Genomic DNA, 18553 nt, shown 5'->3' on the forward strand with positions numbered 1-18553 from the left:
GCCCCTATTAGTCCGACGGCCCTTCCATCCGAAAGTACAGCCGGTCCGGGAAAAATTCAATGTGCGCACATACGGTGCCCCCCAAAAGCCTGCTTGCGTCACGATCATTTTTGGTATACGGTGTATACATGACGACCAAAGAACGCATCCTGGCGATTGCCATCAGCGAACTCGAAGCCCACGGACTGGATGGTTTGAGTTTGCGCGCCGTCGGCCAGAAGGCGGGGATCACGCCCATGGCGGTGTACCGCCATTTCGCCGACAAGGCCGCCCTGCTGCAGGCCGTGGGCGCGCACGCGCTCGACCGGTGGCAGCGCCGGGTCCAGGCGCTCGGCGACCTCCCGCTGCCGGCCGGATTCGAAGCCATCGCGACGGCATTCGTCGATTTCGCGCTGGACGAACCGGCGTTGTTCGATGCCGCCTTCGTGCTGAAAACGCGCGCCGAACGCATCTATCCGGACGATTTCGAGGCCGGGCGTTCGCCCGTCATCGGCGGCTTCGCGCAGCGCCTCGCCGAGGGACAGGCGGCGGGACTGGTGCGGGCCGGGCCGCCACTGGAACTGGCGATGGCGACCTGGGGCGTGCTGCAGGGGCTCGTGGCCTTGCACCGCTCCGGCCGATTCAACCTGTCGCGGCCGGCGTTCACGGCACTGTGCCTGCGCTCCGCGGCGCGCATCTATCTCAAGGGAGACGGGCAATGACATCATGGGGCATCGTTGCCGCACTTCTGTCGGGCGCAATGCTGGCGGTGAGCCACGACACGGGACAGTTCGGCTGGCTGGTGCTCGTCGCGCCCGTACCGCTGCTGGTCCATGCCTTGCGCGCGCCCAAGGCGTGGCACGTCGCCGGCCTGGCGTTCGTGGCCGGGCTGATGGCCGAGACCGGACCGATGTGGTTCTATGGCCGCGTCCTGCCGCTGGTCTACGCGCTGGAGGTGTATCAGGCACTGCTGTTCATGCTCACCGTCCTCTTCATGCGGGCACTGTATCGACGCTTTCCGGCAGCCGTCGCCGTCCTCGGGTTTGCGATCATGACGGCGGCCGTGGACTATCTGCGTGGCGACGTGTCGCCGAACGGCAGTTTCGGCGCACTCGGCTATGCGCTCGTCGACGTCGTGCCGCTGCTGCAAACGGCCGCGCTTGCCGGCGTCGCCGGCCTCAGCTTTCTCGCGGCCGTGATCCCGGCGGGACTGGCCGTCCTCCGCGTCAAGCCGCGCGATGCGGCGGCGGCGCTGGCCTGGACGATGCCAGTGCTCGCGGCATTGCTGTACGGGTTCTGGTACCTGGCACAACCGTCCGGACCAGCCTTGCGCATCGCCCTGCTGAGCGACGACCGCTACGCCGGGCGCGTGTTCGACCATCCCGAAGCGGGTCCGGAGATCGCCGCCGCGTTCACGGGCCAGGTCGCCGCGGCCGCGGCCCACTCACCGGCGGCGATCGTCGTGCCGGAAAAAATCCTGGCGACCGGTACGGGCCTGACCGCGCCGCCGGGCAGCGTCGTCGTCGCCGGTCTCGACGTCCCCGCGCCGCAAGGCCGGCGGCTGAACATCGCCGCGCTGTATGGCGCCGATGCGCCGGTCCGGACGTATCTGAAGAAGCGCATGGTGCCGGGCCTGGAGGCGGAATACGTGCCGGGGCACGCCGAACTGGTCACGCGCATCGGCGGACTGCAGGCCGGCATCGCCATCTGCAAGGACATGGACTTCGCGCCGGACCTGCGCCGGTACGGCCAACGCGACGTCGGCCTCATGCTCGTGCCCGCATGGGATTTCGACCGCGACGCGTATCTGCACGGCCGGATGGCGGTGGTGCGCGGCGTCGAGAACGGTTTCGCGCTGGCCCGCTCGGCCTCGCAGGGATTGATGACACTGAGCGATGCGCACGGACGCATCGTGGCCGAACGGCGCACGGTCCGCGGCCCGGGCATGCTGGTCGGCGACCTGCCGACGGGCCGTGGCGGCACGGTCTACAGCCGCATCGGCGATGTGTTCGCGCAGGTCATGGTGGCGGTGTGGCTGGGCTTGCTGGCGCTGCTGGTGTGGCGGCGCAAGCGCGGGACGCTGCGCGCCTGATCCAACGACGACGCCGGCGCGAGGCCGGCGTCGTCGCTTCCCGGCGCGCGTACGGCCTTCAGCGCTGCGCCATCGTCGCCGTCACCACGATGATCTGCGCCAGATGCGGATCGGTGACGTCGCTCGGCACATAGCTCATCATCATGTCCTCGCGGGTGTCGCCGCGGTTGAATTCCATGATCACGTTGCCGTCGCGCGAGACGAACCGGTCCGGCGACTGCGCGATGAGGTGCATCGGATGCTGCTTGTCGATCTGCGCGACGAGGCCGTCGCGTGCCGGCTGTACCTTCAGGCGCCAGCCGTTCGACAATGCATAGGCGCCGCTGACAGCCTCGGCCTGGTAATCCCAGATGCGGAACGCGGTAGCTGGCTGGGCCGTCACCTCCACGCGGGAAATCGGCATGTCGTCGTTGACGGGATAGGTCCCCGACTGCGCGCCGGCGCCGGGCGCCAGCAACAGCAGGGATGCGGAAAGTGCTAGAGAGAGAGGACGCATGATCGCTCCTTGTGAAACGGAATGGGCGAACGGGACATGCACCGAGCAAGGAAGCTCGGTGTCTGGCCTTCCGGGAGCCGCGGTGCGGGCCTTGCCGGCAGCGGCAACCTCAGTCTAGGGCGGCGGCCACGACCCACAAGGCCTATAGATGCCGCATCACGAAACAGTCTCGATTCATCACGAATCAGATCGATGCGAAATGACACGCATCCCGCTGCGACGGGGCGCTTCCCGTATCGCTATGCGCGGCGCGGCAACGGCATATGCATGTTCGCGCTGCATGCCGAATGAGGCTCAGGCGGACGGATCCCCATCTACCACGACGCGGTTACGGCCGCCGTGCTTGGCCGCATACAAGGCCTTGTCGGCGGCCTCGATCAGTGCGGGAACCTCGTGCAGGCGTTCGCGATCAAAGCTAGCGACACCGATGCTCAGCGTGACCATCGGCCAATGGGCCGCCGCCGCGTGCTGCAGCGCCAGTCCGGCCACGTGTTCGCGGATCGCGTTCGCGTGCAGCCTGGCCTGCTCGAGCGAGGTGTCGGGCAGGATCGCCGCGAATTCCTCGCCGCCATAGCGCGCCGCCACGTCGGCCGGGCGCTTCAGCTTGGAAGCGAGTGCCTGGGCCACGGTGGACAGGCAGGTGTCGCCCTGCTGGTGGCCGAAATGGTCGTTGTAGGCCTTGAAGGAATCGATGTCGATCAGCAGCAGCGACAACTCACCCTTCATGCGTTGCGCGCGGCGCAGTTCGCGATCCAGCGCGACGTCGAAGTAGCGGCGGTTGGCGATGCCGGTGAGGCCGTCGACGTAGGACCGGGCGCGCAGCGATTCGGCGTGGTCGAGCAGGCGCTTTTCGCGTTCGACCGTACCGCTGACGTCGCGGATCTCGATCATGCAGTAGCGCTGCTCGCCGTCGCGGAACGGCGTCACCGTGACGGCCTGTTCGATGCGCGGCCCGTCGAAGCTGCCCGCCTCGCGCAGCGGGAAAGGGGCCCGGCTTTCCGTCTGCGGGATGACCGTGCTCGCGCCATCGGTCAGCGCCGCCAGCACGGCCGCTTCGACGCGCGAACCGCGCAGTTCGGGGAACACCTCGACCAGCGGGCGCTCGCGCACGCGCGCGGCGGCGCGGGCGGAACGCGGCACCATCCAGCCGTTCCAGAGCACGATCTTGTGGTGGACGTCGAGCACGATGATCCCGCTGTTGACGAGATTCAGGGCGCGCAGGGACAGGTCGTTGGCGGTATCGGAGTCGATCGGGATCACGGCATTTTTAGTATCTGAAAATCAACTGATCATACCGTAATTCAACCGCGATGGCGGGATTTCGGCAGGCCGCGCACGCCCGGCATTTGTTCGCGCATCGCGGCAGTTGTTGCCCGTTTTCACGAAAGCACTTGGCCGCCGGCCGGCGATCCGCTATAATGCTGCCCGTCGGGTCGTTAGCTCAGTTGGTAGAGCAGCGGACTTTTAATCCGTTGGTCGCAGGTTCGAGCCCCGCACGGCCTACCATGAATTACCAGGAAGCCCACGCATTTCGGTGCGTGGGCTTTTTGCGTTTCCGCGCACCAGGCCGGCTTTACAAATCCGCTTTACAAATCTTTACGCGCCGCACACATATCCGCAAACCGGCAGCCTCAAAGTGGGAACCTCCACTTACAGAAAGGCTCCCGATGAACATCCACGACGACAGCAAGCCCGGCAACACCACCGTTCCCGCAGCGCGCCCCGGGCGGCGCTGGCTGGTCGCCGCCGCGCTCGCCGTGGCGGCCGGCGCGGCCGGCGTCAGCCTGGCCAACGGCCTCCCGGCCCTGCCCGGCCACCACGGCCATGGCGGGCACGGCGCGCTCATGGCGATGGACCCGGCCGCCATGGACGCGCATATCGACAAGATGGTCGAGCAGTTCGCGGCCGATGCGAGCCCGGACCAGAAGGCACGGGTGGCGGCGATCGCCAAGGCCGCCATGGCCGACCTGCGGCCGATGCACGAACAGTTCCGCCAGGCGCACGCCCGCGCGCATGCGCTCCTGACGGCGGCGGTGATCGACCGCGCCGCGCTCGAACAGCTGCGCGCCGAACAGATGCAGCGGATGGACCTCATGAGCCGGCGCGCGCTGGCCGCCGCGGAAGACGCCGCCGACGTGCTCACGCCCGAGCAGCGGGTGAAGTTCGCCGAGCACCTGAAGGCCCATATGCAGTGAGGTATGATGCCCGCATGGTCCAGCAAGTCCTGATGATCGAAGACGACGAGCGCCTGGCCGGCATGGTCGCAACGTACCTCGCGCCGCATGGTTTCGAGGTGCGGCATGCCGCCAGCGCCCAGGCGGGCATCGCCACGCTCGAGCACGACGGCGACGCCATCGCGCTGGTCCTGCTCGACCTGATGCTGCCGGATGCCGACGGCCTCGACGTCTGCCGCCGGATCCGTACGCTCGCCGCGCCGCTGCGCGCCGTCCCGATCATGATGCTGACGGCGAAAGGCGATCCGTTCGACCGCGTCGTCGGCCTCGAAATCGGGGCCGACGATTACCTGCCGAAACCGTTCGAGCCGCGCGAACTGCTGGCGCGGCTGCGCGCCGTGCTGCGCCGCCCGCCGCTGGCGGCCGATCCCGAGGCGCGGGTGCTGCGCTTCGGCCGTCTCGACATCGACCTCGGTGCGCGTGTCGCGCGGCTCGACGGCGACGCGCGTGCGCTGACCGCCTACCAGTTCGACCTGCTGGTCGCGCTGGCCGAGCGGGCGGGCCGCGTGCTGTCGCGCGAGCAGCTCCTCGACGCGGTCAAGGGCGAGGCATTCGATCCGTTCGACCGCTCGATCGACGTCCACATCGGCCGCCTGCGCGCCGCCATCGAGGACGACGTCAAGCAGCCGCGCCGCATCATCACCGTCCGCGGCGTCGGCTATGTGTTCGCCAAGGTGCACGATGCCTGACGCCACGCGGGGGCCGGCCATGCGCGTGGCGCCCGGACAGCGCCTGTTCGTGCGCTTCTACGTCGCCTTGCTGGCCAGCCTGCTGACGGCCGCCGTGTTGTTCGGCCTCGCGCACCTGCGTTTCGATCCGGTCCGCGCGGGCCTGGCGATCGTCGGCCGGCGCATGCATCCGATGGGCTTCGTCGTGCTGCTCGTCGCGATCGCGCTGGTCGTCGCGGCGGGCGCCTACCCTGTCGTGCGCCGGCTGACACGCCGCCTCGAACGGCTGCAACGCAGCGTGGAAGCATGGGGCGACGGGCAGCTGGCGACGCGCGTGGCGGTGGAAGGCGAGGACGAGGTGGCACGCCTTGCCGCCAGCTTCAACGGCGCGGCGGCGCGCATCGAGGCGCTGGTCGGCGCGCAGAAGTCGCTGCTGGCCAACGCCTCGCACGAATTGCGCTCGCCGCTCGCGCGCATCCGCATGGCCGCCGAATTGATGGCCGGGCAGGCGGCGCCCGCGATTCAGGCGGAGCTGCGGCGCAACGTCGCCGAACTGGACCAGCTGATCGACGAGGTGTTGCTCGCCAGCCGCCTCGATGCCGTCGGCACCGCCACGCCGCCGCCCGAGGAAGTCGACCTGACCGGCCTCGTGGCCGAGGAATGCGCGCGCGTCGGCGCGACGCTGCAGGCCGGCGCCCACGGCATGATGGGCGAGCCGAAGCTGCTGCGCCGCATGGTGCGCAACCTCGTCGAGAATGCGGTGCGTTACGGCGCCGGATCAATGGTCGAGGTGCGGCTCGCCGCGGCCGGCCCGGCAGCGCTCCGGCTCGACGTGTGCGACGGCGGCCCCGGAATCCCGGAGGCCGAGCGCGAACGCGTCTTCGAACCGTTCTACCGGGTTGCCGGCGCGAGCGAGACGGCCGGCGGCGCCGGCCTCGGCCTGGCGCTGGTGCGCCAGATCGCACGCCACCACGGCGGCGACGCGCAATGCCTGCCGAACGGCGCGGGCGGCTGCTGCTTCCGGGTGACGCTGCCGCAAGTGCGCTGAATTGCCTTTCTTTTGCGTTGCGCCAGGCGGCCGGAAGGCCCTTCCTCTCCAACAATCCCGCCGCTCGAACCTTACCGAATCCGTTTCGACCGACACTTAATTGGTTCTTGTCAACAAATGCTCCCGAGCACGTCCTTACACTAGGCGGCTCGGGCGCTCTGTTAACGCAAGACAGCTTGCCCGTAACAATTCTGTGCGTCCGTCCCGCGCCGCCAGGCAAGCTGCTTCTCGTCAAGGACCTTCTATGTCGTCGATCAAGGTAACGCCCCGCTCTCGTCACCTGTCGCGCGCACTCGGCCTGCTGGCCGCCGGGCTCCAGGCCGGTGCACTGGCGCAGCAAGGTCCGGATCTGAACGCCTTACCTCTAGAACAATTGCTCAACCTGGATGTCGTCACGGCGTCGAAGATTCCGCAAAAGATCAGCGAGGCGCCGTCGTCCGTGTCGGTGATCACGGCCGAGGACATCCGCCAGCGCGGCTACCGCACACTCACCGAGGTCCTGCAAAGCGTGCCCGGCATGACGGTGTCCTACGACCGCAACTACAACTATGCGAACATGCGCGGCCTGGGCAATCCGGGCGACCTGAATACGCGCCTGCTGATCCTGATCGATGGGCGGCGCCTGAACGACGTCGTCTACGACCAGGGCGCCATCGGCACCGAATTCCCCGTCGACCTGGACCTGATCGACCGCGTCGAGTTCGTGCCCGGCCCCGGCTCCGCGATCTACGGCAGCAGTGCCTTTTTCGGCGTGGTGAACGTGATCACGAAAAGCGGCGCGGCCGTCCATGGGACATTGGCGAGCGCGGGCCGGTTCTCGGGCGCGGGCCGCGAAGCGCGCATCGTGCACGGCGGCGGGACGCCGGGCGGCACCGAGCTGCTGCTGAGCGCCTCGGCGTACGACAGCGCGGGGCGCGACCTGTACTTTCCCGAATTCGACGACGCGGCCAGCAACCATGGCGTCGCCGTGGGTCTCGACTACGACCGCTACCACCGGCTGTTCGCCAAGCTGGGCGCGGGCGGCATCGTCGCCGAGGCCTATTTCGGCAGCCGCACGAAAGGCATTCCGACCGCGTCCTACGGCCAGCAGTTCAACGATCCGCGCCCGTGGACGCTGGACGAATACGCCGGGGCCGCCCTGTCCTGGCGCAGCAAAGTCTCGGAGACGCTCGACCTGTTCGCCGGCGTGAGCGTCGCGCGCTACCGCTACTCGAGCGTCAACGTCACCGAGCCGGCGTCCCAGGGACCGACGCGCAGCATCGATACGGCCGCAAGCCTCAGCAGCGGCGCGGAGGTGCGCGCCATCAGCAGCGCCCTGTCCGGCCACAAGCTCATCGCCGGCGCGGAATATACCCGCGACAGCAAGCGCCAGATGGCGAACTACGACCTCGATCCGTACCACCTCAACCTCGACGTGGCCCATCCGAAGCGCCAGGCCGCCGTCTACCTGCAGGACGAGATGCGGCTGGGCCAGAGCGTCATCCTGAATACGGGCGTGCGGCGCGACGTCGATTCGGAAGGCGGCGCCACGACGAACCCGCGCGTGGCCCTGCTCTACAAGACGGCGCGCCAGATGACGCTCAAGGCGCTGTACGGCACGGCCTTCCGCTCCGCCAACGCCTACGAGCGCTACTACACCTTCGGCTACAAGACGAATCCGGCGCTGCGCTCGGAGCACATCAAGACCTATGAACTGGTCGCCGAATACTTCCCGACCGATCGCTTCCGCGCCACCGCCTCCGTCTTCCAGTACCGCATGCGCGACATGCTGGCGCTGGCCGCCGACCCCGCGGATGGATTCCTGTTCTTCTCGAACATCGACGCGGCGCGCGCCACGGGCATCGAACTGGAGGCGGAATGGCTGCGCGAGGACGGCAGCGCGCTCAAGGGCAGCGCGAACGTGCAATCGGCGCGCAACGACGCGAACGGGGCATGGCTGCCCAACTCGCCGCGCCGGTTGTTCAAGCTGGACTACGCATTGCCGCCGTTCGGCGACCACCTGCGCGCGAACGCGGCGTACCGCTTCACGAGCCGGCGCCGCACGGTCCAGGGCGGCGAGGTCGGGGGGTTCGGCGTCGTCGACCTGAACCTCGTGGGCACCGTGCCGGGCACGCACGTCGAGCTGTCCGCCGGCGTGCTCAATGCGTTCGCCAAGCGCTATGCCGACTCCGCGAGCGAGGAACACTACGACAACGGCACGCCGCCGCGCCGGCTGGACGCCATCGGGCAGGACGGACGCAGCTGGCGCCTCATGGCGACGGTCAGGTTCTGACGATGATGCCTGCCTGCTTCGCGCGCCTGCGCAAGAACGTGCATCTGCTGGTCCTGTGCTGGGTGCTGCTCCCGGCGGCCGTGCAGGCGCAGGCACAGGGGGCCGACGAATACGCGGCCAAGGCGGCATTCATCTACAACATCGCGCAATTCAGCAGCGTCCCGAACATGAACGGCGTCGTGCGCCTGTGCGTGCTGGGCCGCGACCCGTTCGGCAGCGCGCTCGCCACGCTGGAGGGCAGGATACTGGGCAATGCGCGCCTGACGATCCTCTATCCGCGTTCCGGCCCGGAGGCGCTGATGCAATGCCACATCCTGTACATCAGCGCCTCCGAGGCCGACGACATGGCGGCGCTGGCCGACGGCGCCCGGGCGGCCGGCGTGCTGACGATCGCCGATACCCGGGGCGCCGCGCGCAAGGGCGTGATGCTCGAACTGTATGTGGACGACAGGCGCATCGCCTTCGAATTCAACGGCGCCGCCGCGCGCGGGGCCGGCGTCGTCGTCAGCTCGAAGGTCTTGCGGCTGGCGCGCGCCATCTATTGACACGGACGACCGTGGCGGACGACAAGCATGGAACAACTCATCGAATGGATCAACCGGCAGGCATTGAGCACCAAGCTCAAATGGACCTATCTCGTCACCAGCGGCGGCGTGATGATCCTGTCGACGCTGTTCCTGATCGGCATCCAGCTGTACTTCTTCACGGCCGCGCTGATCCGGCAGACGCAGTCGCAGGCGACGATGGTGGGCGAGAACCTGACGGCGGCCATGGCCTTCGCCGACGCCGACGCCGCCCGCGACATCCTCTCCGCGCTGCGCCTGGCGCCGGACGTGCAGTCGGCCGTCGCCTACGACGCCAGGGGCCATGCGTTCGTCAGCTTCAAGAGAGATCAAAACGACCCCGCCGGCGCCCTGTCGGCCGCCGCCCCGGCCGCCGCGCGCGACCCGCACGCCGGCGACATGGTGATGGACTATCGCGGCATCAAGGTAACGCGCAAGATCCAGGTGGGCAACCGCGTCCTCGGCACGCTGGTCGTGCAGAGCAGTGTGAAGAGCGTGTACCGCCAGCTCGCGCTGTACCTGGTGCTGGCGCTGCCCGTGATGCTGGCGCTGCTCAGCCTGTCGTATTTCGCGCTGTCGCGCCTGCAGCGCTTCTTCACCGCCCCGATCCTCGCGCTGTCCGCGGTGAGCGAACAGATCTCGCGGCAGGGCGATTATTCGCTGCGCGCCCAGGTGTCGCCGGCGGCGGACGTCGGCCTGCTGGCGCGCACGTTCAACGGCATGCTCGACCGCATCCAGAACCGCGAACGCGAACTGGAAGCGGAGATCAACGAACGCAAGCGCATCGAGATCAAGCTCGACCGGCTGGCGCACTTCGATCCCGTCACCCAGCTCAACAACCGACACTTCTTCAACGAACGGCTGGAAGCCGTCATCGCGCGCGCGCGCAAGTTCGACGAGCGCACGATCCTGATGTTCATCGACCTGGACAACTTCAAGACCGTCAACGACACGCTCGGCCACGACATCGGCGACGAGCTGCTGCGCCTGGTGTCGCGCCGGCTGGCGGAGACGCTGCGCTTCGGCGACGTCCTCTCGCGCATCGGCGGCGACGAATTCGGCATCATCCTCGAGAACGTGAGCCAGGGCGGCGTGGCGTCGATGATCGCGGAAAAATGCCTGGCCAAGCTGGCCGACCCGATCCACATCCACGGCCACGACATCCACATCGGCGCGTCCATCGGCATCAGCGTCTACCCGGACGACGCGACCGACATGCACGCGCTGCTGAAATACGCCGACACGGCCATGTACTACGCCAAGAACGGCGGCAAGAACGCCTGGCGCATGTTCACGCCCAGCATGCGCGACGACGCGCACAAGCGCTTCAAACTCGACAACAACCTGCGGCGCGCCCTGGAACGCAACGAGTTCGTGCTGCACTACCAGCCGCAGGTCGACCTCAAGAGCGGCGACATCGTCGGCGTCGAGGCGCTGATCCGCTGGATCCATCCGCAGCTGGGCATGGTCAGTCCGAGCGATTTCATTCCCGTCGCCGAGGACACGGGCGTGATCGTGCCGATCGGCGAATGGGTGCTGCGCGAAGCATGCCGCGACCTCAAGCGCTGGCACGAACAGGGCTTCCCGCTGCACATGGCCGTCAACCTGTCGGGCCGCCAGCTCAAGGAGAGCGGCCTGGTCGCCGCCGTGCTGGCGACCTTGCGCGAGGTCGGCGTCGAACCGCGCTGGCTCGAACTGGAACTGACGGAGAGCATGCTGATGGACGCCTCCACCGACATCCTCGACCGCCTGCACGCGCTGACGGACGCCGGCATCCAGCTCGCGATCGACGACTTCGGCACCGGCTATTCGTCGATGAGTTACCTGAAGACCTTCCCCGTGCGGGCGCTCAAGGTGGACCGCAGCTTCGTGCGCGGCCTGCCGCAGAATCCGGAAGACGCGGCCATCACGCGCGCCATCATCGCGATGGCCAGGAGCCTGCGCATGGAGATCGTGGCCGAGGGTATCGAGACGCAGGAACAGAGCGACTTCCTGCGCGCGAACGGCTGCGACAAATCGCAGGGCTATCTGTACGGCCGTCCGTGCCCGGCCGCGCAGATCGGACACATGCTGGCACAGGCGCGCACGCGCGCCTGCATCGTCGACTGAAACTCCGCTGTGGACAAACAATAAACTTTGTCACACCTCCCCTTATCAGGTGGACCGGTTCCGGCACACCGTTCTTGCGGATAACGGTTGCCACAAAAGCGCCGCGAACGGTCTTGCATCGGTCGCTTGCAACAATAACATTTGCCGAAGCCTGCAGGGCATGCATCGTCTGCGACGGTCCGCTATCGACCGAGGCAATAAAGTAGTATAAACCAGACATATAGCAGCAATGTAGTGCGTTGACATTTGGCGAATATGATACTAAAGTAGTAGAAATCATCTTTGCACTACTTTACTGCTATGAAAAGCCATCCGGAAGTTGCTAAAGTTTTACGAGATGCAATTTCTCACCGCAAGGTTTCCCAGGCTCGGCTACATGAAGAGGCCGGGATCTCCCAACGGACGTTGACGAACGTGCTCAGTGGTAACGAGGACTTCAAGATGAGTACCCTGTTCGCCCTGGCCGACAGACTGGGGCTGGAGATGCTTCTGGTACCCAAAGGGGCGGCGCAAGCCGTGTCTGCGGGCGCAGTAACGAAGCCGGTTGTAAAGACGCGCGTACAAAAGTCATTAGAGCGCCGGGGAGCGTCGGACGCGCCCCTGTTCGGAAGATCTAACCCATGATTATCAAGGCCCTGGCAGTCTTTGTAGGTAAGCAGCGTGTGGGCGTTCTGTTCCAATACCCGCTTACCGAAGACACCAGTCGAGACGACGGGGCTGTGATCAATCGGTTCGTGGCCGATGACGACTTCATCAACCTGGCCGCGCCGCCGGTACTCTCGACAGCATTCCTCGCAGATACGCCTGAAGAGCAGGCCATTTTCTGGCGCGACATCAAGTCTGTACCTTTCAACGGCCGTTTCTCGAACAAGAATCAGTGGCTGCTCCCATCGTTTTTTCAGAACCTGCTGCCCGAAGGCGTCTTCCGAGATCATGTAGCGAGACTCCGCAAATGCAGTCCGACTGACCATTTCGAGATGCTTGCAGCATGCGGCAAAGACTTGCCAGGAAATGTGTACGCGCTCCCCGTCGATCTTTCCAGGGATGACATGGCCCGCTACGTCACACAAAATCAAGATTCGCTCGAGATGTCGGTGGTGGCAGAGCCGATGGAGGAAGGCGTTTCCTTGTCTGGGGTGCAGCCCAAGCTCGCTGTCATCAAGCAGGGAGATCGGTATGTCGGACGCACTAAAGACGACGGCGTGCACATCATTGCGAAACTCCCCGTAGTCGGCCAACCGATGCTCCCTGACCTCGAGTACCTGTCGCTCCAGCTCGCGGCCGCATCCGGCGTGAATGCTTGCGAGGCTTACCTCGAACCGCTGGGGAAGCTGGAGGCGGAGCACGGTTACGACTTGGGCGATTCGAACAAGACCACGAACTTCCTGGCTGTCGTGCGTTACGATCGGTCCCTTTCCGGCCGCATCCATTGCGAAGACTTTGCCCAGGTGTTGGGCGAAATGCCCGAGGATAAATACGGCGGCGCGATGCGCGCATCGTCTCCCCTGACTTACTTTGACGTCGCTTCTGTCCTGCTGGACCTGGGATCGATCGGCGAACCTGGTGTGCACGAGCTTCTGAAAAGGCTCGCAGTCAATGAAATGCTGGGAAATCCCGACATGCACCTCAAGAACATCGGGCTTCGCTATCCGGACGGAGCGACCCCTGAACTGCCGCCCGCCTATGACATCATCGCCTACGCGGCTTACCAGAACAACATCGGTCATGCACTGCAGATCCTTCCACCGGACCTGATGCCTACGCATAGACGACAAACCCAGCGGCTGACGCCCAATAGCCCGGTGCACACCAAGCAGACCCTTTCGCCAGCCGTGGTCAGGGCATTCTGTAGCGCGCTTGGGATCCCCGAGAAGCCAGCCGCCAAAGCGATCGCAGACTGTGTCAAGGCTGCTTACGAGAATTGGCCGCCACTCATCGAAGCGTCGGGCATTACCGATCAGCAGAAAAAGCGCCTACTCGATCACTTCTATGCGCACCCGCTGGTTGCGTCGCTGGTGATGCGGGATCAGGCGCGCCACGGCAGTGCCAGCAGGCCGGCCGGCGCAGAGCCGGACGAGTCAGCAGCCCAGGACGCTTCCGTACCTATCTCGCCATAGCCGGCCGCATTGGCAGCGGGATATTTGGCAGACCGAGCCGAGTTTCGCATTTTTGTTCGCCGGGGTTTGGTTAGGCTCCTTCAACTACCCTACGATCGCGTCCACGATGTTCACAAGCCCGTTCCAGACGCAGTGGGCCAGGATCGAGGTTCCCAAGCCGAAGCGTAGACGCAGGAAACTGAGCACCAACCCGAGCACAAGCTGGGAGCTCACCGCGAAGACGACCAGCCCGGCACGCCAGCCGATCGCCGGGTCAGATACGTAGTTAATGATGTGGACGAGGGCGAACGCGAGCGCATAGCCGCGCACGATCAGCGGGTAGCGCGCGAGGAATGCACGGCCACGGCGCCAGCGCAGGATGGCTTCGGCCTCCGCCCCCATGCGGCGTCGGATGGCCACATCAATCAATAACACCACGCTCGTCACGGCGGCAATTGCCAGCGGACTCTGCCATCCCTGCGCGAACAGGGCGATCAGCGCAGGCATCCCACACATCGTCCAGCGCGCGCTGCGTAGCCCCGCCCGAAACAGCAGTTCTTCCACGAGGGGACCAACCGTCACGCTGAGGACCAGGAACGTTCCCCCCTCGACATCGATGCAGAACCTTAGCCCGATCAAGCTTCGTAACAACAGCAAAGTTGGTATCGACACCAGCAGCGCGAACAGCGCAGTGAACGCAAACAGCGTGGCAATTGTCTGATACACCCGGCCCGGCTTTTCACGGCGGGGATGGCCACGCGTGGGCAATCTGACGAAGACAAAGAATTCCGCGAGGTCGGCAGGCAGACGCGTCTTTCCGCTCCTTGCGCCGTGCGCGACGCTGCTGTCCAGATTGGTCGTGGGGATCAAGAAATTCCTTGGTTATCTCGTCATGTCCGCTTGTGGCCGAACCCGGCCGGTCGACCCAGCATAGCAGGTTGCCTGGCTGGAAAATTCACGGACTGTCACGACCGGACGGAACCGACCCAAAGCGGACGCACGCTTACGGTTCCGGGCGAATCGGTTCGCTGGTCCCAAAAGTTCGCATGTATGCAGACCAAATTTCATGAGTTCGTGAACGGGTTGCTTCGATTTCGCACTCTAATCCTGCCCGATAACGATATGTCCCAGCCTCCAGGTAGTCGTAGACGTTCTGACACTGGTCGAAGCGATATTTTTCCCACTCATTCTGAACAGCGGCGAGTTGAGGTTTGCCCGCATTTTGACGATCAATTTGTGCCTGCGCTGCTTTCAAGTATTCGGAAAGCACAGCTTTGCTCTTGTCGAGCTCCTTCGACAGGCACTTTGTTTCTTCGACTGTACTTTGCGATTGCAGACACAATAATTGCGGCGATTCGGCGCGCGCTGCCGTGATAGTCAACGCTAAAAAAAGCCCGGACAAGACGTACTTAAACATAAGGTCTCCAAATCTTTATTGTTAATTGCTCTAGACTACATACAGCTGAAAACAGTGCATTAAGGAAGACTTTACGGGCGTATCCGTATGTCCGCTCCTGGCCAAACCCAGCCATTCGGCTCAGCATAGCAGGTTGCCAAACTGGAAAAGTCGCGGACTGTCACGACAGGCGGCTTTCGACCGAGGCTGCGTAAAAACGCGAAATCTGCCCGCTTTCATGGGCGTCTTTATCATTCCCGACCTCGAAAAAACGCTGTAGCGGCCGCTCTAAGAGGCCGGGCGCGGGCGCTGCGCCGCCCAGTTTGCGTTTTTACAAAGCCTGGACCCTAAGCAGACGTACTGGGACTGCTTTTTCGTCTTCGCATCCAACGCCGCCACGCCGATGCACTGATCGAGACCGCGAGCATCCAAAACAAGAACGCAAGACCAAGCCGTGGCCACAGAAGGTCATCCATACCTATCGCTATCGACAGAGGGTCTCTGGCCACCGAGCCGACTGGCGATATCGCCTGACTATCTGCAAGGAATGGCAGCGGAAACCCGTACGCGAGTACCGCGCAGTCGATGGGCGTGCCCAGATTGCCGCAAACCGCTGTGACGTGTCCCGGCACGACCAGCGACAAGTATGTGAGAGCGACCGCACTTACGAAGCACGATGCAATCGACTTCACGCGCAAAACCGTTCTACTCATCGGCGCCCTTGCCATCGTTAAGCTTCCTCCTCCTTCGCCCTGGTCTGCTTCCTGGCCGACCGCTGTCGTCAGTGCACGGCAGGAACCGCCCCGAAGCCGTCGTTCAACGGGTTCGACTCGGCTTACTCGGATTCGTTATTGTGACCTCTACGCGGAAGCCATACTCCGATGAGCATGCGGAGCAAGTCGAATGCCCCCGCCAACAAATACCGCCCATGCCGCTCGGAACGCTGCAAGCAGATCGACCGGGGCACGTGGGCTGAAAAAATCACACGATCCCCTGAGGCCGGCCGGACGCGAACAAGGCGCCGCTCGAGGGCTGGGGACCGGCGTAGATCAGCCCGACGCGAACAGCTTCAGGCGCACGTCGAACGTGCTGCCCAGGCCGGCGCCGGCGCTGCGGCCTTCGACGCTCCCGCCATGCGCCTCGACGAGACTTTTGACGAGCGCGAGCCCGAGTCCCAGGCCGCTGTTGCGAGCATCCGACGAACGCTCCGCCTGGGTGTACAGGTCGAACAGGTGCGCCATCGCACCGGGCGCGATGCCGATGCCGTTGTCGGCCACCCGCACCAGCAGCCAATGCGCGTCCAGGTGCAAGCTGACGTCGATGCGCCCGCCGTCCGATGTGTAGCGGATCGCATTCCCCAGCAGATTCGCGACGATCTGGATGAGCCGGGTGCGGTCGCCATCCACGATGCACGGTGTGCACGGCACATGCTGCACAACGGCGTGGCCCTTCGCGCTTGCCGCCGGCGCGTGCTGCTCGACAGCGGCGCCGACCACGTCCCGCATGTCGATCGCGGTGCGGCTGAGCGACACCAGGCCGCGGCTGACGCGCGAGACGTCAAGCAAGTCCTCGACAAGGCGGCTCATGTGCCCGCTTTGGCGCGTGATCAGCTGGCCCAGCTTGACGCCCTGGCTACCCTGGTCGACGCCGTAATCGCGGCCCTTTTCCAGCAGCTGGGCCGCCATTGCCACCGCCGACAGGGGCCCGCGCAGCTCGTGGCTGAGGATGGACAGGAATTCATCCTTGCGCCGGTCGGCCGAGACCAGTGCGCTGGCCTTTTCGTTCAGGCGCACGTTCAGCGCCTCGACTTGTTCGTTGGTGCGTTCCAGGCAGGCCGTCACCGCCAGCAATTCATCCTGTTTCGCCTGCAGCGCCGCCAGCGCATCGCTCAGTTCGTTGTTCTGGTGGTGGGCATCGGACAGCGCGACCGCGCTCGGCAGCGCGGCAAGCTGGGACATGGCCATGTCGATGGCGCCGAGATCGAGTTCCATCTCCTGGGCTGGAAAAGCCTGGGCCACGACGATCTGCGTACCCGCGGCCCCGATCCCGATCGCGCAACTGTCCATCAAGCGCCGCACGGCCAATATGCGGCCATCGCCGCCCTGGCGCCCGGCGTCTTCCGGGCTGCCCCGACCTTCATCGTCGACTGCCACCACGAACGCCTGGCGCCCGTCGAGTTCGCCGATGAAGAAGCGCACGCTGCCGCGGGATGCGTGGATGCAGGCATTGCGGGCCAGTTCCGAGACGGCCGTTGCAATGCGGGTCTGCTCGTGGTTGCCAAAGCCGCACAAGGCGGTGATCTGGCGCGCACGCAGGCGCGACGCGATGACGTCGATCTCGCTGCGGATGGCCACCGTCAACAGGAGGTGCAGCGGGGCGTGGTTCTCCAGAATGGCGTCGGATGGCATGTGTCGCATCCCCGCATTATCCGCCAGGAAAGCCCGCTGGTGTTGCAATCGTTTTGCAAACTTCGCAAGTGTGCACGGGGACAGATGTTATAGTCGATCGGTTGTACCCACGAGACCCGATGCCCGCTCGGTCGGTTGATGAAGGACACAGCTGGACCGACACGGAGCAACGATGACCGCCACCACGCCCCCTACCACGAACTCCTACCTTTCCCATTTCACCGACTTCCTTGAGGCGCAGCGCAACGCCATCCAGGCCCAGTGGGAAGCGCATCTCGACATCCACACCCTGGCCAACCGCAAGGTCAACAAGGAGATGCAACGCAGCCAGTGCGCCGATTTCATGACGGCCTTCGTGAAAGCGATGCGGGATGAGCCCACCGCGAACATCGAAAGCCGCGCCTGGAACGACATGCGCAAGGTGTTGGAAGAGATCTCGTCCACGCGCGCCAAGGCGGGCTCGACGGCCAGCGACACGGCCGCCTTCGTCTTTTCGATCAAGCAGCCGATCTTCGCGCTGCTGCGCGACAGCCTGGCCGGGCAGCCAACCGTCCTGGCCAGCGCCGTATGGACGCTCGGCACGGTGCTGGACGGCCTGGGCTTGTACACCGTCGAGCTGTTTCAGCGCGGCCGCGACCAGATCGTCGCGCGCCAGCAACTTGAATTGCTGGAGCTGTCGACGCCGGTCATCAGCCTGTGGAAAGGCGTGCTGGCCTTGCCGCTGATCGGCACGCTCGACAGCATGCGCGCCCAGGTCGTCATGGAAAGCATCCTGGAAAAGATCGTGTCGACCGGCGCGACGATCGCCATCATCGATATCACGGGCGTGCCCACCGTCGACACGCTCGTCGCCCAGCACTTGATGAGGACCATCGCGGCCGCGCGCCTGATGGGCGCGGATTGCATCATCAGCGGCATCCGTCCGCAGATCGCCCAGACCATCGTCCACCTCGGTGTCGACCTGCAGAACGTGACAACCAAGGCGACCTTGGCCGATGCCTTCGTGGTGGCGCTGGAGCGGACCGGCGCGCGCACGCGCTTCTGAACCACTGCCAGGGCCAGCCTCGCGCACGAGTTCACACGACCGGCCGGTTCAGGCCGAGGCCGTGTAAAAACGCAAATCGGGCTGCCACCCCGCGATACTCGGCCTCTCAAAATGCGCGCTACGGCATGTGCTCGAGATCGGGAAGGA

Annotated in this window: 16 protein-coding genes and 1 tRNA gene; 12 read left to right on the top strand and 5 right to left on the bottom strand. The window is 65.2% G+C overall.

Features of this window, described 5'->3' with window-relative positions; translation table 11 throughout:
- Positions 1 to 128: 128 nt before the first annotated feature.
- Together U9J41_RS17805 and U9J41_RS17810 are read left to right on the top strand one after the other, a co-directional pair.
- Complete coding sequence (locus U9J41_RS17805) at positions 129 to 701, top strand: TetR/AcrR family transcriptional regulator (RefSeq protein WP_322403504.1); 573 nt, start codon at positions 129 to 131, stop codon at positions 699 to 701.
- Entirely contained in the window at positions 698 to 2071 is a 1374-nt protein-coding gene (locus U9J41_RS17810; RefSeq protein ID WP_322403505.1) for a hypothetical protein, read from the top strand. The genes U9J41_RS17805 and U9J41_RS17810 overlap by 4 nt, the downstream gene beginning before the upstream one ends.
- A gap of 58 nt (positions 2072 to 2129) precedes the next feature.
- On the opposite strand, the gene U9J41_RS17815 is transcribed toward U9J41_RS17810, so the two are convergent.
- The gene (locus tag U9J41_RS17815) at positions 2130 to 2567 is read right to left on the bottom strand and encodes a hypothetical protein (RefSeq protein WP_322403506.1); all 438 of its coding nucleotides are present in this window, start codon (positions 2565 to 2567) and stop codon (positions 2130 to 2132) included.
- A 294-nt stretch (positions 2568 to 2861) separates the two neighbouring features.
- Positions 2862 to 3827 carry a sensor domain-containing diguanylate cyclase gene (locus U9J41_RS17820; protein ID WP_322403507.1) on the bottom strand — a complete coding sequence of 322 codons (966 nt, stop codon included), beginning with the start codon at positions 3825 to 3827 and terminating at the stop codon, positions 2862 to 2864.
- Positions 3828 to 3997: 170 nt separating this feature from the next.
- Here U9J41_RS17820 and U9J41_RS17825 point away from each other — a divergent pair.
- From U9J41_RS17825 to U9J41_RS17860, 9 genes are all read left to right on the top strand, one after another.
- Positions 3998 to 4073: transfer RNA gene (locus U9J41_RS17825), tRNA-Lys, on the top strand.
- 161 nt (positions 4074 to 4234) lie between these two features.
- Positions 4235 to 4762 (top strand): periplasmic heavy metal sensor, encoded by a 528-nt coding sequence (locus U9J41_RS17830; protein WP_322403508.1) that lies wholly within the window; start codon positions 4235 to 4237, stop codon positions 4760 to 4762.
- Positions 4763 to 4776: 14 nt separating this feature from the next.
- Positions 4777 to 5490 (top strand): response regulator transcription factor, encoded by a 714-nt coding sequence (locus tag U9J41_RS17835; protein ID WP_322403509.1) that lies wholly within the window; start codon positions 4777 to 4779, stop codon positions 5488 to 5490.
- Complete coding sequence (locus tag U9J41_RS17840; RefSeq protein WP_322403510.1) at positions 5483 to 6517, top strand: sensor histidine kinase; 1035 nt, start codon at positions 5483 to 5485, stop codon at positions 6515 to 6517. Before U9J41_RS17835 ends, U9J41_RS17840 begins: the two co-directional genes overlap by 8 nt.
- 244 nt (positions 6518 to 6761) lie before the next feature.
- The gene (locus U9J41_RS17845; protein WP_322403511.1) at positions 6762 to 8789 is read left to right on the top strand and encodes a TonB-dependent receptor plug domain-containing protein; all 2028 of its coding nucleotides are present in this window, start codon (positions 6762 to 6764) and stop codon (positions 8787 to 8789) included.
- A 2-nt stretch (positions 8790 to 8791) separates the two neighbouring features.
- On the top strand, positions 8792 to 9334 hold the full coding sequence (locus U9J41_RS17850; RefSeq protein ID WP_322403512.1) for a YfiR family protein: 543 nt from the start codon (positions 8792 to 8794) through the stop codon (positions 9332 to 9334).
- 27 nt (positions 9335 to 9361) lie between these two features.
- On the top strand, positions 9362 to 11461 hold the full coding sequence (locus tag U9J41_RS17855; RefSeq protein WP_322403513.1) for a putative bifunctional diguanylate cyclase/phosphodiesterase: 2100 nt from the start codon (positions 9362 to 9364) through the stop codon (positions 11459 to 11461).
- 300 nt (positions 11462 to 11761) lie between these two features.
- Positions 11762 to 12085 (top strand): helix-turn-helix domain-containing protein, encoded by a 324-nt coding sequence (locus U9J41_RS29350; RefSeq protein ID WP_425260668.1) that lies wholly within the window; start codon positions 11762 to 11764, stop codon positions 12083 to 12085.
- Positions 12082 to 13578, top strand: a complete 1497-nt coding sequence (locus U9J41_RS17860) for a type II toxin-antitoxin system HipA family toxin (RefSeq protein ID WP_322403514.1) — start codon at positions 12082 to 12084, stop codon at positions 13576 to 13578. The genes U9J41_RS29350 and U9J41_RS17860 overlap by 4 nt, the downstream gene beginning before the upstream one ends.
- Before the next feature lie 84 nt (positions 13579 to 13662).
- Here the strand turns inward: U9J41_RS17860 and U9J41_RS17865 are convergent, their stop codons facing one another.
- From U9J41_RS17865 to U9J41_RS17875, 3 genes are all read right to left on the bottom strand, one after another.
- Positions 13663 to 14427, bottom strand: a complete 765-nt coding sequence (locus U9J41_RS17865; RefSeq protein ID WP_322403515.1) for a CPBP family glutamic-type intramembrane protease — start codon at positions 14425 to 14427, stop codon at positions 13663 to 13665.
- A 133-nt stretch (positions 14428 to 14560) separates the two neighbouring features.
- On the bottom strand, positions 14561 to 14974 hold the full coding sequence (locus tag U9J41_RS17870) for a lysozyme inhibitor LprI family protein (RefSeq protein ID WP_322403516.1): 414 nt from the start codon (positions 14972 to 14974) through the stop codon (positions 14561 to 14563).
- 1028 nt (positions 14975 to 16002) lie between these two features.
- Positions 16003 to 17361: a sensor histidine kinase gene (locus U9J41_RS17875; protein WP_322403517.1), complete on the bottom strand. Its 1359-nt coding sequence runs from the start codon at positions 17359 to 17361 to the stop codon at positions 16003 to 16005.
- A gap of 172 nt (positions 17362 to 17533) precedes the next feature.
- Between U9J41_RS17875 and U9J41_RS17880 the strand changes: the two genes are divergently transcribed.
- Entirely contained in the window at positions 17534 to 18406 is an 873-nt protein-coding gene (locus U9J41_RS17880) for an STAS domain-containing protein (protein ID WP_322403518.1), read from the top strand.
- Positions 18407 to 18553: the final 147 nt, after the last annotated feature.

This window comes from Massilia luteola, from assembly GCF_034420155.1.
In the GTDB taxonomy this organism is placed as follows: domain Bacteria; phylum Pseudomonadota; class Gammaproteobacteria; order Burkholderiales; family Burkholderiaceae_D; genus Telluria; species Telluria luteola.